16 protein-coding genes are annotated in these 15,182 nt (G+C 72.7%); 5 read left to right on the top strand and 11 right to left on the bottom strand.

The window, feature by feature from the left end; all coding sequences use genetic code 11:
- Positions 1-5: 5 nt before the first annotated feature.
- The 3 genes from LOK46_RS19190 to LOK46_RS19200 are packed head-to-tail and all read right to left on the bottom strand — an operon-like array spanning position 6 to position 2,143.
- On the bottom strand, positions 6-338 hold the full coding sequence (locus tag LOK46_RS19190; RefSeq protein WP_012320554.1) for a chorismate mutase: 333 nt from the start codon (positions 336-338) through the stop codon (positions 6-8).
- Positions 335-1,906, bottom strand: coding sequence for a signal recognition particle protein (ffh, locus tag LOK46_RS19195; RefSeq protein WP_273559791.1), 1,572 nt, complete (start codon positions 1,904-1,906; stop codon positions 335-337). The genes LOK46_RS19190 and ffh overlap by 4 nt, the downstream gene beginning before the upstream one ends.
- Positions 1,907-1,924: 18 nt before the next feature.
- Positions 1,925-2,143, bottom strand: coding sequence for a glutathione S-transferase (locus LOK46_RS19200; RefSeq protein WP_273559792.1), 219 nt, complete (start codon positions 2,141-2,143; stop codon positions 1,925-1,927).
- A 299-nt stretch (positions 2,144-2,442) separates the two neighbouring features.
- Between LOK46_RS19200 and LOK46_RS19205 the strand changes: the two genes are divergently transcribed.
- Complete coding sequence (locus LOK46_RS19205) at positions 2,443-3,072, top strand: ATPase (protein ID WP_273559794.1); 630 nt, start codon at positions 2,443-2,445, stop codon at positions 3,070-3,072.
- Positions 3,073-3,488: 416 nt separating this feature from the next.
- Positions 3,489-4,526 (top strand): aromatic ring-hydroxylating oxygenase subunit alpha, encoded by a 1,038-nt coding sequence (locus LOK46_RS19210; RefSeq protein WP_443192900.1) that lies wholly within the window; start codon positions 3,489-3,491, stop codon positions 4,524-4,526.
- Between the two features lie 7 nt (positions 4,527-4,533).
- On the opposite strand, the gene LOK46_RS19215 is transcribed toward LOK46_RS19210, so the two are convergent.
- Positions 4,534-5,283, bottom strand: a complete 750-nt coding sequence (locus tag LOK46_RS19215) for a class I SAM-dependent methyltransferase (protein ID WP_273559798.1) — start codon at positions 5,281-5,283, stop codon at positions 4,534-4,536.
- A gap of 75 nt (positions 5,284-5,358) precedes the next feature.
- On the opposite strand from LOK46_RS19215, the gene trmD reads away from it, so the two are divergent.
- Positions 5,359-6,123: a tRNA (guanosine(37)-N1)-methyltransferase TrmD gene (gene trmD / locus LOK46_RS19220; RefSeq protein ID WP_273559800.1), complete on the top strand. Its 765-nt coding sequence runs from the start codon at positions 5,359-5,361 to the stop codon at positions 6,121-6,123.
- Here trmD and LOK46_RS19225 read toward each other — a convergent pair.
- The gene (locus LOK46_RS19225) at positions 6,081-6,260 is read right to left on the bottom strand and encodes a hypothetical protein (RefSeq protein WP_273559802.1); all 180 of its coding nucleotides are present in this window, start codon (positions 6,258-6,260) and stop codon (positions 6,081-6,083) included. The genes trmD and LOK46_RS19225 overlap by 43 nt on opposite strands.
- 215 nt (positions 6,261-6,475) lie before the next feature.
- Between LOK46_RS19225 and LOK46_RS19230 the strand changes: the two genes are divergently transcribed.
- Positions 6,476-7,645: a phosphoserine transaminase gene (locus tag LOK46_RS19230; protein WP_273559804.1), complete on the top strand. Its 1,170-nt coding sequence runs from the start codon at positions 6,476-6,478 to the stop codon at positions 7,643-7,645.
- A gap of 211 nt (positions 7,646-7,856) precedes the next feature.
- Here LOK46_RS19230 and LOK46_RS19235 read toward each other — a convergent pair whose 3' ends face one another.
- The 3 genes from LOK46_RS19235 to tesB form a co-directional block, all read right to left on the bottom strand.
- The gene (locus LOK46_RS19235) at positions 7,857-9,356 is read right to left on the bottom strand and encodes an ammonium transporter (RefSeq protein ID WP_273559806.1); all 1,500 of its coding nucleotides are present in this window, start codon (positions 9,354-9,356) and stop codon (positions 7,857-7,859) included.
- 81 nt (positions 9,357-9,437) lie between these two features.
- Positions 9,438-9,776, bottom strand: coding sequence for a P-II family nitrogen regulator (locus tag LOK46_RS19240; protein ID WP_010683623.1), 339 nt, complete (start codon positions 9,774-9,776; stop codon positions 9,438-9,440).
- 301 nt (positions 9,777-10,077) lie between these two features.
- A complete protein-coding gene (gene tesB, locus LOK46_RS19245) occupies positions 10,078-10,977 on the bottom strand; it encodes an acyl-CoA thioesterase II (RefSeq protein WP_273559812.1) in 900 nt (299 codons plus the stop codon).
- 98 nt (positions 10,978-11,075) lie between these two features.
- Here tesB and LOK46_RS19250 point away from each other — a divergent pair, with 98 nt between their 5' ends.
- The gene (locus LOK46_RS19250) at positions 11,076-12,341 is read left to right on the top strand and encodes an FAD-dependent monooxygenase (protein ID WP_273559814.1); all 1,266 of its coding nucleotides are present in this window, start codon (positions 11,076-11,078) and stop codon (positions 12,339-12,341) included.
- 11 nt (positions 12,342-12,352) lie between these two features.
- Here LOK46_RS19250 and LOK46_RS19255 read toward each other — a convergent pair whose 3' ends face one another.
- The 3 genes from LOK46_RS19255 to LOK46_RS19265 all read right to left on the bottom strand — a co-directional run bounded on the left by LOK46_RS19255 (position 12,353) and on the right by LOK46_RS19265 (position 15,073).
- Positions 12,353-13,306 (bottom strand): phosphatase PAP2 family protein, encoded by a 954-nt coding sequence (locus LOK46_RS19255; RefSeq protein WP_273559816.1) that lies wholly within the window; start codon positions 13,304-13,306, stop codon positions 12,353-12,355.
- A gap of 74 nt (positions 13,307-13,380) precedes the next feature.
- Positions 13,381-14,436 (bottom strand): acyltransferase family protein, encoded by a 1,056-nt coding sequence (locus LOK46_RS19260; RefSeq protein WP_273559818.1) that lies wholly within the window; start codon positions 14,434-14,436, stop codon positions 13,381-13,383.
- 133 nt (positions 14,437-14,569) lie between these two features.
- Positions 14,570-15,073, bottom strand: a complete 504-nt coding sequence (locus LOK46_RS19265; RefSeq protein WP_273559820.1) for a cupin domain-containing protein — start codon at positions 15,071-15,073, stop codon at positions 14,570-14,572.
- Positions 15,074-15,182: the final 109 nt, after the last annotated feature.

Below are 15,182 nucleotides of genomic sequence, written 5' to 3' on the forward strand. Positions count from 1 at the left end.
TCTGACTACTTTCGCTGTTGCTCGATCTGGGACTCGTGGTCCGCCTTGATCGACTGGTGGTGCCGAATGACTTCCTTGACCACGAAGGCCAGAAACTTCTCGGCGAAGTCGGGGTCGAGCTTGGCCTCGACCGCGAGCTTGCGGAGCCGGGCGACCTGACGGGCCTCCCGGTCCGGATCGGAAGGGGGGATCCCCTTTCGGGCCTTGAGCTCGCCGACCCGCTGCGTGCAGCGGAAACGCTCGGCGAGGAGGTGGATCAGCGCCGCATCGAAGTTGTCGATGCTGTCCCGCAGGCGCGCGAGTTCGGGATCGACGGCCTGGGCCGCGAGCACGCTCATTTCTTCTTCCCCGGCATGAACCCGCCGAGACCCGGCAGCTTCGGACCGCCGAGGCCCGGAAGCCCCGGGATCTTGGGCATCCCGCCCCCGCCCAGGCCCGGCGGCATCGGCGGCAGCTTGCCGCCGAACTGCTTCTCGAGCTGCGCGATCTGCTCCGGCGTCGGCTCCGGCATGCCGGGCGGGAGACCGGGCATGCCGCCGCCCATCCCGCCCATCCCGCCGCCGCCGAGGCCGAACATCGAGCCGAGCGCCTGCCCGATCCCGCGCTTGCCCTGGCCCATCGCCTTCATCATGTCGGCCATGGTCCGGTGCATCTTCAGGAGCTTGTTGATCTCCGAGACGTCGACCCCCGAGCCCGCCGCGATGCGCTTCTTGCGGCTGTTCTTGAGGAGGTCGGGGTTCTTCCGCTCCTGCGGGGTCATCGACGAGATGATCGCCCGCTGGCGCTTGAACATCTTCTCGTCGAGGTTGGCGCCCTCGACCTGCTTCTTGATCTGGCCCATCCCGGGCAGCATGCCCATCAGGCCGCCGATGCCGCCCATCTTCTCCATCTGGGCGAGCTGCATGGAGAGATCCTCCAGGTCGAACTTGCCCTTGCGCATCTTCTCCGCGGTGCGGAGCGCCTGCTCGTGGTCGATGGTCTCGGCGGCCTTCTCGACGAGCGAGACGATGTCGCCCATGCCGAGGATGCGGTTGGCGACGCGGGCCGGGTGGAACTCTTCCAGCGCGTCGACCTTCTCGCCGACGCCGACCAGCTTGATCGGCTTGCCGGTGACGGCGCGCATCGACAGCGCCGCGCCGCCGCGGGAATCGCCGTCCATGCGGGTCAGCACGATGCCGGTGACGCCGAGCCGCTCGTCGAAGGCGCGGGCGGTGTTGACGGCGTCCTGACCGGTGAGCGCGTCGGCGACCAGCAGCACCTCGTGGGGCCTCGTCGCGGCCTTCACCTCGGCGGCCTCGGCCATCAGGCCCTCGTCCACCGTGGTGCGGCCGGCGGTGTCGAGCATCACCACGTCGAAGCCGCCGAGACGGGCGGCGTCCATGGCGCGCTTGGCGATCTGCACCGCCGACTGGCCGGCGACGATCGGCAGGGACTCGACGCCGACCTGCTTGGCCAGCACCGCGAGCTGCTCCATGGCGGCCGGGCGGCGGGTGTCGAGGGAGGCGAGCAGCACCTTGCGCTTCTCGCGGTCGGCGAGGCGCCGGGCGATCTTGGCCGTGGTGGTGGTCTTGCCCGAGCCCTGCAGGCCGACCATCAGGATCGGCACCGGGGCGGGGGCGTTGAGATCGACGGTCTCGGCGTCGGTGCCGAGCATCGCCACGAGCTCGTCGTTGACGATCTTCACGACCATCTGGCCGGGCGTCACCGACTTGAGCACGACGGCGCCGACGGCCTTCTCCTTCACCCGGTCGGTGAAGCCGCGGACCACCTCGAGGGCGACGTCGGCCTCCAGGAGGGCGCGGCGCACCTCGCGCATGGCGGCGGTGACGTCGGCCTCGGTCAGGGCACCGCGACGGGTGAGCCCCGAGAGGATGCCTGAGAGGCGGTCGGACAGGCCTTCGAACATGTTCCTGACGCCCCGCCGTTACTGCTCGAGCCCGGCGCGCTCGACGCGGCGCGCCTGGAGGGCGGCCTCGAAGCCGCGCACGGCCTTGGCGAACTTGTCCCGGCATTCCGGGTTGCAGAAGCCGACCACGGCGCCGTTGTAGAGCGTCAGCGAGTCGGCCGAGATCGGCTTGCCCGACCACGGGCAGGTCTCGTTGATCGCGTCCTCGATCTTCAACGCTTCTTGATCTCGCGTCATGCGGGTGCCTCGGCCGGCGGATCCCGTCATCGCCCATCGGCCAACACCCATCGCGCCCGAGGGCGCACACGCGCTGTCGGGCGTTGACCTCCGGCCTCGAGGGCCAGTCGGCTTGGCGTCGGTCGATCGGCAACGGATCGGGAGGCCGGGGCGTAGCGGCAGCCGGCCGGAAAGTCAATTTTTCGGCCCGCCGGGCGCCGCAACGGTGCCAGAACGGGCCGCCGATCGGTGTTAACCTTTACCGATCGTTAAGCATGTTGGGATTGTCTTCGGGCCATATTCGCTCAGGACGCCCGCCGATGTCGGAACCCGCCCGCTCTCACTCGCCGACCGAGTCCGGCAGCTTTCCCACGACCGGTCCGCTCCGCGACTGGCTGACGGCGATGAAGGCCCAGGCGCCGGCCGAGGCCCGCGGCGAGGCGCGGCCGGCTGAGGTTCTGCCCGAGGCGAAGCGGCCCCGCGGCGCCGAGGCGGCGTGGTCGCCCCGCGTCGTTCCGGGCCCCGAGGCCCCGCGGGGCGCGGCCGAGGATCCCGACATCGCCGAGCTGATGGCCGAGAACCTGATGCTGAAGGCCAAGCTCCGCGTGGAGGCCGAGCGCCAGGACGAGCTGCAGGCCATCCTGGCCGACGAGATCCGGACCCTGCGCGAGCATATCCGCGACGAGATCGGCTCCCTGGAGGATCTCCGGGCCGAGCAGGAGGACGTCCGCGTCGAACGCGAGGAGTTCCGCGGGGAGCGGGAGCGCTTCCGGGCCGAGCGCGAGGAGCTGCGCGCCGAGCGGGACCGGGCAATCGCGGAGCGGGACGCCCTGCGGGCCGAGCGGCTGACCCTGGCCGGCGAGCGCGACGCCCTGCGCGAGGAGCGCGACCTGTGGCGCGCCCGGACCGAGGCGCTCGCCCAGCCGCTGTTCCAGTCCCAGCGGCGCTGAGCGACGCCGACCGCATTTCCGGACCCTGAAACGCCGAAGGGCCACCCGAGAGGGTGGCCCTTCCATTGCCGAACCGTGCTGTCCGGCGGAACTGTCCCGAGATCGGGTCTCTGACGCGTCTTAGAGCGACGCGCCGGAGGCGACGGTCCAGGTCCGATGAGCCGAGACACACGGCTGATGACAATGAGACACTGGATCACCTCCTTTCGTTGGTTGCGGGTGAAGCGAAGGTAGGTGGCCGCGCCCGGCTTGTGAAGCCCCGCGCCTGCGCCCGTTTGTCCTCCCCGGCCCGGCGCTTCCCCGTCCCGGCGGCCGGGCGTATGACGGGCGCCCCGAGGTCTGCCCGAACCGCCTTGAACGCGCCCTTCGCCAACCCGCCGCGCCCCGCCGACGAGGCCGCGCTCGATCCCGACGCGATGCGCCAGCCGCTCGGCAACGCGTGGTACTGCGTCGGGCAGTCCCGGAGCCTCGGCAGGGCGGGCGGCCGGTCGGCCCTGCGGGCCGTGGCGCTGAACGGCGAGCAGATCGTGCTGGGCCGCGCCCCCGACGGCACGCCCTTCGCGCTGCGCGACCGCTGCCCCCACCGCGGCATGGCCCTGTCGAAGGGCCGCTTCGACGGCGACACCCTGATGTGCCCGTTCCACGGCTGGCGCTTCGGCACCGACGGGCGCTGCCGCGACGTCCCGACCCTGTCGGAGCACGACGCCGCCGACTTCTCGCGCATCCAGGTGCAGCGCTTCCCCGTGCGGGAGAGCGCCGGCTTCCTCTGGGTCAACCCGCATCTCGGCCCGGCCGCCGGCGCGGTGCCGGAGGTGCCGGCGCTGGATTTCGAGCCGGCCGGCTCCCTCGTGGTCGAGCTGGAGGTCGAGGCCTCCTTCGACCTGACGACGCTGAGCCTCGTCGATCCCGGGCACGTCGCCTTCGTCCACGATTCGTGGTGGTTCCGGCCCTCGAAGCAGCTCCGCGAGAAGGTGAAGACATTCCAGCCGGTGCCCCACGGCTTCGTGATGACGAGCCACGCGACCACGACGAGCTCGCCGGTCTACCGCCTGCTCGGCGGCGTCCCCGAGGTCGAGATCGAGTTCCGCCTGCCCGGCGTGCGGCTGGAGCGCATCCGCGCGGGGGCGAAGCGGGTGGCGAACTACACCTTCGCGACGCCGCTGACGCCGGACCGGACGCTGCTCACCAACGCCCTCTACTGGAGCATGCCGGCCCTGAACCTGCTCAGACCGGTCGCGCACCCGCTGATGCGGCAGTTCCTGACCCAGGACCAGCAGGTGCTCCAGCACGCGCAGGACGGGCTCGACCGCAAGCCCACCATGGTGCTGTTCGGCCAGGGCGACCTGCCCTCGCAATGGTATTTCCGGCTGAAGCGCGAGGCCCTGGAATCGGCTCGCGACGGGCGCCCGTTCGTCAACCCGCTGGAGCGCCGCGAGCTGCGCTGGCGCTCCTGAGGCGCCACTACCGCGCCGTCGCGTCGTCGCGGCAGGGGCGGACCGTCTCCGGCCTCGGGCGGGCGTCCGGCGCGGGCGCCGCGAACACCGCCAGGTAGGCCCCGTCCGCGAGCGGCTGGAAGCCGGTCTCGCGGTAGCCCGCGGCGGCGAGCTCGCAGCGCAGGAGCGCCGGCGGTGTGCCGTGCCGGGAGGGAACGGCGTCGGCATCGACGATCCCGACCCGGCCGCCCGGGCGCATCGCGGCGGCGAGGTTGTGGAGCAGACCGAAGGGCTGGGTGATCTCGTGGTACATGTGGACGAGGATCGCCGCGTCGACCGAGGCCGGGGGCAGGCGCGGGTCGTGCGGCTCGCCGCGCACGACCGTGACGTTCCCGAGCGGCCGCACCCGCGTCTCCAGGGCCGCCAGGTAGGACGGCGTCACGTCCTCGGCGAGCACGCGCCCGCGCGGCCCGACCCGGGGGCTCAGCCGCACCGCGTAGTAGCCGCTGCCGGCACCGATATCCGCCACCGTCTCGCCGGGCGCGATGCCCATCCCCCTGGCGACCTGCTCGAACTCGCCGGCCCTGTCGCGCTCGGCCTCCGAGGACCAGCGCGGCGCGACGATCTCGGCCACGGGCCGGTCGGGCCTGGGGAAGGCGGCGGCGGGCGCACCCGGGGGCGCCAGGGGCTCGGCGGCGCGGACCGGGCCGGCCAATGCGGCAATGGCCGCGGCAGTGGCGGCAGTGGCGGCAGCGAGGAGGGCGAGGGCGCGGATCATGGCCGACAACCCGCCGGGCGCGACGGCGGTGCCGGGCCCGTTGACCGTGCCGCACCCCGCGCGCCATCAAGCGCCATGACGCGCGCGGACACGCCCTGGCGGGCCACGATCCTCACCCTCTACCCGGAGATGTTCCCGGGCCCGCTGGGCGTGTCCCTGTCGGGCGACGCCCTGGCGCGGGGCGACTGGATCCTGGAGGCCCGCAACATCCGCGAGCACGGCCTCGGCCGCCACCGCTCGGTCGACGACACGCCGGCCGGCGGCGGGGCCGGGATGGTCCTGCGCTGCGACGTGCTCGGCGCCGCCATCGACGCCGCGGCCGTCGACGCCGCGACCAGGGCCGACGACCCGCGCCCGCGCCTGCTGATGTCGCCCCGCGGCCGGCCGCTCACCCAGGCCCGCGTGCGCGACCTCGCGGCGGGACCGGGCGCGCTGATCGTCTGCGGCCGCTTCGAGGGCGTCGACGAGCGCGTGATCGCCGGGCGCGGCCTCGAGGAGGTCTCGATCGGCGACTACGTGCTGTCGGGCGGCGAGATCGCCGCCCTGGTGGTGCTGGACGCCTGCGTGCGCCTCCTGCCCGGCGTGATGGGCAAGATGGAATCCGGCGTCGAGGAGAGCTTCGAGGGCGGGCTCCTCGAGTACCCGCACTACACGCGCCCCCGCGACTGGGAGGGCCGCGCGATCCCCGATGTCCTCTCCGGCGGCAACCACGCCGCCATCGCCCGCTGGCGGCGGGCGGAGGCCGAGCGGATCACCGCCGAGCGGCGCCCGGACCTGCGCGGCGGGACTGTCGCCGGTCAGGCCGGCTCGAGGTCGATCACCGGGCCGTCGCGGTCGTAATCCAGCGGGTCGAGCTGCAGCGGCCGCGGCACGAGCCGCGGTGTCCGGCTCGCCAGCACGATGCGCGGTATTAAGGCCCCAATAACCAAGAGTAGAACGGACCAGACCGCCAATATCGCGGCGCTGTGGAAAGTCATCGGCGCACCTCAAACGCTACGCGGCACCTCATTAAGGCTAACGGGCCCGGCTTAATCGACTGTTCCCCGCCCTCCGGGCCACTGTCCCGGCCAGGGGCAGCGCGGCGAAGACTGCTGGCGGGACAGGCGCTTGCAAGCCGGCCGGTTTCGGCGCATGCGCGAGCCGGGACGCGCCTCCCCGCGGGAGCGCGGCCCTCTGCAAGGATGGATCCGCCATGACCAGCCGCCCCACGCAGCGCCCGCGCGTGCCCCACTTCTCCTCCGGCCCCTGCGCCAAGCGCCCCGGCTGGACCCCGGCCGCGCTGGCCGACGCCGCCCTCGGCCGGTCGCACCGCTCCCCCGTCGGCAAGGCCAAGCTCGGCCGGGCGATCGACCTGACCCGCGCGGTCCTGCAGGTGCCGGCCGAGTACCGGATCGGCATCGTCCCGGCCTCCGACACCGGCGCCGTCGAGATGGCGATGTGGACGATGCTCGGGCCGAAGCCCGTCGAGGTCGCCGCCTGGGAGGCGTTCGGCAAGGAGTGGGTCACGGACGCGCTGAAGCAGCTCAAGATCGCGCCCCGCATCCACCAGACCCCCTACGGCATCCTGCCGGACCTCGCGGCGATCGACACGAAACGCAGCGACGTGGTCTTCACCTGGAACGGCACCGCGGCCGGCGTGAAGGTGCCGGACGGCGACTGGATCGCGGCCGACCGCGAGGGCCTGACGATCTGCGACGCGACCTCGGCGGCCTTCGCCCAACCCCTGCCCTGGGACAAGCTCGATGTCGTGACCTTCTCCTGGCAGAAGGTGATGGGCGGCGAGGCGGCGCACGGCATGCTGATCCTCTCGCCCCGCGCCGTGGCGCGGCTGGAGAGCCACACGCCGTCCTGGCCCCTGCCGAAGATCTTCCGCCTCACCAAGGACGGGAAGCTGATCGAGGGCATCTTCAAGGGCGACACGATCAACACGCCCTCGATGCTGGCCGTCGAGGACTACCTCGACACCCTGGACTGGGCCGAGCGGATCGGCGGCCTGCCGGCGCTGCACGCGCGGGCCGACGCCAACGCCAAGGCGATCTACGACTGGGTCGCGCGCACGCCCTGGATCGCGCCGCTGGCCGCCGATCCCGCCACCTACTCGAACACGGGCGTCTGCCTCGTGATCGCCGATCCGGACGTGCTCGCCCGCGGCGACGCGGCGGTCTCGGCCTTCGCGGCGGGGATCGTCGAGCGCCTCGACCGGGAGGGCGTCGCCCTCGACATCGGCGCCTACCGCGACGCCCCGGCGGGCCTGCGGATCTGGTGCGGCGCCACCGTCGAGACCGCCGATCTCGAGGCGCTGACGCCCTGGCTCGACTGGGCCTTCGCGGAGGAGAAGGCGGCGCTGACGCGGGCGGCGTAAATGCTTCGGGTTTGATGCCCGGTCGCCGCTCCGTATCGTCTTTGCGAGCGGAGCGAAGCAATCCAGGGCTTCGCTCCGATTCCGACCGCAGCGCTGCCCTGGGTCGCTTCGCTGCGCTCGCGATGACGGCCCGACGCGAAAAACCCCGGCCCTCTCGGAGCCGGGGTTTTCCTGTCCGCGGACGCGGCCCCGCGGGGCCGCGCCGTCCGTCTCAGTAGTTGTAGGCGCGCTCGCCGTGATCGGCGATGTCGAGACCCTCGCGCTCCTCCTCCTGCGTGACACGCAGGCCGATCGTCACGTCGACGAGCTTGTAGAGGATCGCCGAGCCGATGCCCGACCACAGGAGCGTCAGGCCGACCGCCTCGGCCTGGACGATGAGCTGGCTCATCATGTCGTAGGCACCGACGGCGAGCTCGCCCGGCTTCGAGGTGTAGTCGGGAATGCCGACGCCGCCGAGGTTCGGATCGACCAGGATGCCGGTCGCCAGCGCGCCCAGGATGCCGCCGACGCAGTGGACGCCGAAGACGTCCAGCGAGTCGTCGTAGCCCAGCGCGTTCTTCACCGTGGAGCACATCACGAAGCAGACCACGCCGGCGACGAGGCCGAGCACGATCGAGCCCATCGGGCCGGCGAAGCCGGAGGCCGGGGTGACCGCGACGAGGCCGGCGACCGCGCCCGACAGCATGCCGAGCAGGGACGGCTTGCCCTTGAGGGCCCACTCGGCGAACAGCCACGCCACCGCGGCGCCGCAGGTCGCCACGAAGGTGTTGAGCATGGCGAGGGCGGCGGTGCCGTTGGACTCGAGGTTCGAGCCGGCGTTGAAGCCGAACCAGCCGACCCACAGCAGCGAGGCGCCGATCATCGTCATGGTCAGGGAGTGCGGGGCGAGCAGGTCACGGCCGTAGCCGATGCGCTTGCCCATGATCAGGCAGCCGACGAAGCCGGCGATGCCCGCGTTGATGTGCACCACGGTGCCGCCGGCGAAGTCGAGGGCGCCCTTCTGGAAGAGGAAGCCGGCGTCCTTGTTGACCGCGTCGAGGGCCGCCTGGGCGGTCGCCTTCGACGCGTCGTCGGTGGCGGCGGCCAGAGCCTTGGCGGCGTTGCCGACGGCGTCCGGGCCGGCCCAGTACCAGACCATGTGGGCCATCGGGAAGTAGATGATCGTGACCCAGAGGATCGTGAACACCACGAGCGCGGAGAACTTCATCCGCTCGGCGAAGGCGCCGACGATCAGCGCGGGCGTGATCATGGCGAACGTCATCTGGAAGCACAGATAGGCGTATTCGGGGATCACGACGCCGTTCGAGAAGGTCGCGACGGTCGAGTTCGCGTCGATACCCTTCAGGAACGCCTTCGAGAAGCCGCCGACGAAGTCGTTGAGGCCGCCGCCGCTGGTGAAGGCGAGGCTGTAGCCGTAGAACACCCAGAGCAGGCCGACGATCGACACGATCGCGAACACCTGGGTCAGCACCGACAGCATGTTCTTGGTGCGCACGAGACCGCCGTAGAACAGCGCGAGGCCGGGGATGCTCATCATCAGCACCAGGGCCGACGAGATCATCATCCAGGCCGTGTCGCCCTTGTTGGGGATCGGCGAGGGCGGCGGCGAGGCGGCTTCCGGTGTCGGGGTCTGCGCGAGGGACGGCTCGATCAGGAGGGCGGCGATCGCCGCTCCTCCCAAGCCGAGCATGAGGGCATGACGAAGTTTCATGGGCACGTGGCTCCCGGTCTCAAGTCCGTAGTGTTTCAGGAGGTCTGGGGATCGGCGGGCCCGGTCGGACCGGGCCGCGGATCAGAGGGCGTCGGCGTCGGTCTCGCCGGTCCGGATGCGCACTGCCTTCTCCAGCGGCATCACGAAGATCTTGCCGTCGCCGATCTGGCCGGTCCGCGCGGCCCCCGCGATGGCGTCGATCACGCTGGACGTCAGGTCCGAGGCGACGGCGACCTCGATCTTCAGCTTGGGCAGGAAGCTGACCGCGTATTCCGCGCCGCGGTAGATCTCGGTGTGGCCCTTCTGGCGGCCGTAGCCCTTCACCTCCGTCACCGTCAGGCCGTGGACGCCGATTCCGGTGAGCGCGTCGCGCACCTCCTCGAGCTTGAACGGCTTGATGATGGCCATCACGATTTTCATGGGCGACGCCCCCTTCGAAGTCCTTGGGAACCGTTGCCGTCACCCGACCTGCGGGACGAGCCGACCCGGACCGTCCGCAGGCTCGGGATGACCCGCGGTCGAAGGCCGCTATTCAAGGACTATGCCAGACAAGCTTGGCCGGGAACATTTCCGCCGATCGTCATTTTGCCCATCGATTAGTCCGCCACGGCCAGATCGCGGGCATCGCTCGCCGCAACGGCGCACAACGATGAGGCACCCTGCCCGATTTCGTGCATTCCACCCTGTGGCGCACCGGCAACGCACGTCCGGGAAAGCCTCTTTAATCCCGCGTCGGGCGGATCAGACCCTCCTGAGCCACCGACGCCACCAGGTTGCCGGCCCGGTCGAAGATCTGGCCCCGCGCGAAGCCGCGGGCGCCGCCCGCCACCGGGCTGTCCTGCGCGTAGAGCAGCCAGTCGTCGATCCTGACCGGTCGGTGGAACCACAGCGCGTGGTCGAGGCTCGCGGCCTGGATCGTCGGATCGAACACCGAGCGCGCGTGCGGGATCAGCGAGACGTCGAGCAGGGTCATGTCGGAGGCGTAGGCCAGCACGGCCCGGTGCAGCGCCGGATCGTCCGGCAGCGCCGAGGCCGCGCGCAGCCAGACATTGAAGATCGGGTCCGGGGCCCGGCCACCCGCGCCGGCGGGGAGGTAGCGGTTCAGGTCGACCGGCCGCAGCGCGATCGGCCGCTCGCGGCCGAAATAGGCGGCGATCGCCTCCGGCATCCCGGTGCCGCCGGCGGCCGCGAGGGCCTTGCCGTCGAGGAGCCCCTCGGGTCCGGGCACCGCCGGCATCGCCGGCTGGTGCGTCAGCCCCTCCTCGACGACCTGATAGGAGACCGTCGTGGCGAAGATCGCGCGCCCGTGCTGGATCGCCTTGACCCGGCGGGTCGTGAAGCTCCGCCCGTCCCGGATCCGCTCGACCTCGTAGACGATGGGCGTGCGCGGGTCGCCGGGCAGCATGAAGTAGGCGTGGAGGGAGTGGGCGGGGCGGTCGTCCGGCACCGTCCGGGTCGCGGCGACCAGGGCCTGCGCGACCACCTGCCCGCCGAAGACGCGCCGCCAGCCCGTCCTGGGGTTCTGGCCGCGAAACAGGTCGACCTCCAGCCGCTCCAGGTCGAGGATGGCGATCAGCTCGGCGACGGCGTCCGTCATCGCGTCGGTGTTGGCGTCGGTCATGACCCGCGGGGTTTCCGTTCGTTGCCCGCGTGCGACATAGGCTTTTCGGACGAACCAATCCACGCGTCCCGCGCGGGACCCCTAGGAGATCCGCCCCGATGACGGCCGAGACGCCTCGCCCCGGCAGCCGCAGCCTCCTGATCGCCGGCGGCGGCCTGCCCAGCCTCGCCCTGGCGCTCGCCCTGAAGCAGGCCCACGGGCCGGCGCTGGCCGTGACGGTGATCGATCCGGGCGCCGCGGACCCCGCCCGGCATCGCGGCCGCGCCTACGCCCTCGCGGCGGGCGGGCGGCGGATGCTGGAGCGCCTCGGCCTGTGGGCCCGGGTCGCCGACGCGGCCGAGCCGATCGCCGAGATGGTGATCAGCGACAGTCGCCTCGCCGACCCGGTGCGGCCGGTCTTCCTGACCTTCGGCCGCGAGGCGGACGCCGAGCGCGACGACGGCGAGCCCTTCGCCCACATGATCGAGGCCGAGCCGCTCGCCGCGGCCCTCGCGGAGGGCTGCCGGGCGGCGGGGGTGGCGATCGTCGCCGCCGGGGTCGTGCGCGCGCTGCCGGAGGGGGCCGCGATCCGCGCGGCGCTCACCACCGGCGAGACCCTGCGGGGCGACCTGCTGGTGGCCGCCGACGGGGCGCGCTCGCGGCTGCGCGAGGCCGCGCGGATCGGCTGGGTCGGCTGGTCCTACCCGCAGGTCGGCATCGTGGCGACCATCGGCCACGCGCGGCCGCACGAAGGCCGCGCCTTCGAGCACTTCCTGCCCGCTGGCCCGTTCGCGATCCTGCCGCTGCGGGACGGCGGTCCCCTGGGGCACCGCTCCTCCATCGTCTGGACCGAGCGGTCGGAGGACGCCGAGGCCCTGCTCTCCGGCGAGCCCGACGAGGTGCTCGCCGAGATTGAGCGCCGGTTCACCCTGGATCTCGGCACGCTCGCGCTGGAGCACGGCCCGAGCCGGCATCCCCTCGCCTTCGGCATCGCCCGCGCCTTCCGCGCCGAGCGCCTCGCGCTGCTGGGCGACGCCGCCCACGTGATCCACCCGATCGCCGGCCAGGGCCTCAACCTCGGGCTCGCGGACGCCGCGGCGCTGGCCGAGGCCGTGACCGGCGCGCTGCGCCTCGGCCTCGATCCCGGCAGCCCCGACGTGCTGCGCGCCTACGAGCGCGCCCGGCGCTTCGACAGCTTCGCCATGGCGGCGGCCACCGACGGGCTGAACCGGCTGTTCTCGAACGACGCGCTGCCGCTGCGGCTCGCCCGCGACCTCGGCCTCGGCATCGTCGACCGGCTGCCGGGGCTGAAGCGCTTCTTCATCGGCGAGGCCGCGGCCGCGCGCGACTCGCGGCCCCGGCTGATGCGGGGCGAGCCGCTCTGAGGCGCCCGACGTCAGGCCCGTCCCGGAGCGGGGCCGCCCTCGGGCGCGCCGGGGCGGAGCGCGTCGGCGGCCCGCCGCCGACCGAGCGCCCGCGCGGCGCAGATGGCCAGGACGGCGATGACCAGCCCGGCGATCACGTCAACGAAGTAGTGGCCGCCGTCGATCGGCGTGGCGGCGATCAGGAGAGCGTTCACGGCCAGGGCCGGGATCCGGGCCGCGCGCAGGTGCCAGAAGGCCCAGATGTAGAGGGCCCCCAGCGCCGCGTGGAAGCTCGGGAACGTGATGATGCCCTCGACGTGGTCGAGGTTGATCGTCCGGAGCGTGCCGTCGCGCAGGCCGGTCAGGTCCGCGACGTGGACGTAGGACGCGGCCGGGTGCAGGTCGGGGAAGTCCGCCGGTGACAGGCCCAGGTACACGAAGTTCGCCAGGGCCGGCGTCAGCGCCGAGACCAGGACCGTCACCGTGCCGGCGAGGGCGAAGGCGAGGACGAAGTCCTGCAGCGCCCGCAGCCGGCCGCTGAAGCCCAGCAGGATGACCGCCAGCATGGTCTGCAGGATCAGGCTCCGGTAGGCGAGCGACAGCGCCAGTCCGAGCCGCGGATGGCCGTCCACGAAGGTCAGGTAGGCGCGCCAGTCCAGGCCGAGCCGCCGGTCCCAGGCGTCGAATGTCGAATCCCAGAGCGGGCCGCCGGTGCTCGCGACCGCGTACGACAGGGCGGCCGCGCAGGCGCTGAAGGCGATGACCTGCGCCAGCGCGCTGAGCGTCGCGGCGATGCGCGGCTCGGGGCGGCGCGTGCGGTAGACCTGCGCCAGGGCCTCGAGCCCGCCGCAGGCCCCGAGGGTGACGAGGGCGCTGTCCCAGGCGAAGTGCAGCCCGGCGACCGCCATCCAGACGACCGTGGCGACCAGCGTGGCGGCGATCAGGGGCCACGCGCCGACGCCGCCGCGCGGGCGCTCAGCGAACATCGGGGCCCCTGGCGTGTGGCGCTGTCATCGAGGGTCTTGCGGCCGGAATGCGGGCGGATGGTCCCGCACAAGTCTTAAGGATCCGCCCCGGACAAGCCCGGCCTCGGCGCGGTGTCCGGCGCCCGCGCGCGACGCCGGCGGCCGGCGAGCCCGTCGACCAAACCGTCGACGACGCTGTCGGCGGCCGCGCGGACGGCCCGGATCGGCCCGCGCAGCCCGCGAGCCGCGATCAGGTGCAGGGGCAGGCCGATTGCGGCGAGCAGCACCAGGAGGTCCCACCGGTCCCAGGCGGGCCAGTGCGGCGCCAGCAGGAGGAATAAGCCGCTCACGATGTAGAGCTCGAAGCTCGCCCGCCCCAGCAGGCCGGCCGCGGCGCGCGGCGGGCCGCGCAGCCGGCCGGCGACCGCCAGCGCGAACGCCGAGCCCGCCGCGGCCGTCACGGCGAACAGCGCCGGGTCGCCGTACTGCCCGGTCGCGACGTGGACGAAGTTCCGCGGCGCGCAGAGCAGGAGCACCACGAGGCCGAGGGCGCCGAGCAGCGCCGACACGTCGAACGCGCGCCGTCCGAGCCGCCGGCCCGCGACGTAGAACGGCAGGGCGCCGACCAGCGCGTGGACCTGCCAGAACGGGAACGCCCGCGCGCTGCAGATCCACGAGAGGGCCAGGGCGCCGCCCAGGACGACCCAGTCGCCGCCCGGAAAGGCCGCCGCGCGCGCCGCGGCGTCGATCACCCGCACCAGCCCCAAGGCGACCAGGAACCAGAGCACGCCCAGGCCGAAGTGGCGGCCGTACAGCGCGTCGCGGAGCGCGTCCCCCGGCGACAGAGTGCCGTCGACGGCCCGGAGGACCAGCGCGAGGGTGCCGAACGCCAGCGCCACCGCGACGAGCTTCAGCGCGGAGCGGCCGGCGGCGGCGAGACCCGCCTCCCCCTTGATCCGGTCGACCATCCCGCAGAGCAGGAAGAAAAACGGCATGTGGAAGGCGTAGATGACCCGCCAGACCGCGAGGGCCGGCCCCGGCTCGGGCCCCGACGGGCCGTAGAAGACGGGCTGCAGCAGGTGGCCGGAGAGGACCAGCAGCACGGCGAGGCCGCGCGCGGCGTCGAGCTGCAGGTCGCGGGGTGGGGCCATCGGGTCGGTTCGCGGCGTCGGAACTCCGATGATGCCGCGCCGAGCCTTAGCAAGCCGTGTCACCGGATCGCGCGATTCAACCTAGACTGCGCCTCTTCGGCTCAGCGCGTCGGGAGCCAGAGGCGCCCGCGCCTCAGCCGGTGACGAGCGCCCGCGCCCGGCGCAGCCAGCGCAGGGACGCCTCGACCAGGGTCGGGCTGCGGTGCTTGAGGATCGCCGATTTCAGCAGCGTCCGGGGGACTTCCCAGAGCTGGACGGACCCGACCGGGAAATGCGCCACGTCGCCCGGCGTCAGGTGATGGCGGCTGCCGTCGGCGTCGGTGACGAAGACCTCGCCGTCGAGGATGGTGATGATCTCGTCGGCGTGGTGGGTCCAGCGGAACGTGCTGGCCGTGGTGCGCCACAGGTAGACCTGCGCGCTCCCGTCATGGGTCTGCGAGACCTCCGCGACCTCGGTGACGGGGTCGCCGGAGACGACCCAGGCCGCCGGGATCGGCGCCGGGGCGAAGGCGGCGCCGCCCGACCGGACCGCCGTGCTGGCGACGGGGCGGCCCTGCTCGTGCAGCCGGATCTCCGCCGCGAGGCCGATCAGGGCCAGGCCGGCCAGGATGGCGGCAGCGGCGAGCAGCTTCTTCACGGTCGGCTCCCCACCCCGGCGCGGTCGAATCCGCCCGCGCATCCCCCTCGAAGGGGTAGAGGCTCGGACTGTCCCGTTCCAGCCCGCCGGGCCGAACTTCGCGCGTTTA

Origin of the sequence: Methylobacterium sp. NMS14P (assembly GCF_028583545.1) — a bacterium.
Classification (GTDB): Bacteria; Pseudomonadota; Alphaproteobacteria; order Rhizobiales; family Beijerinckiaceae; genus Methylobacterium.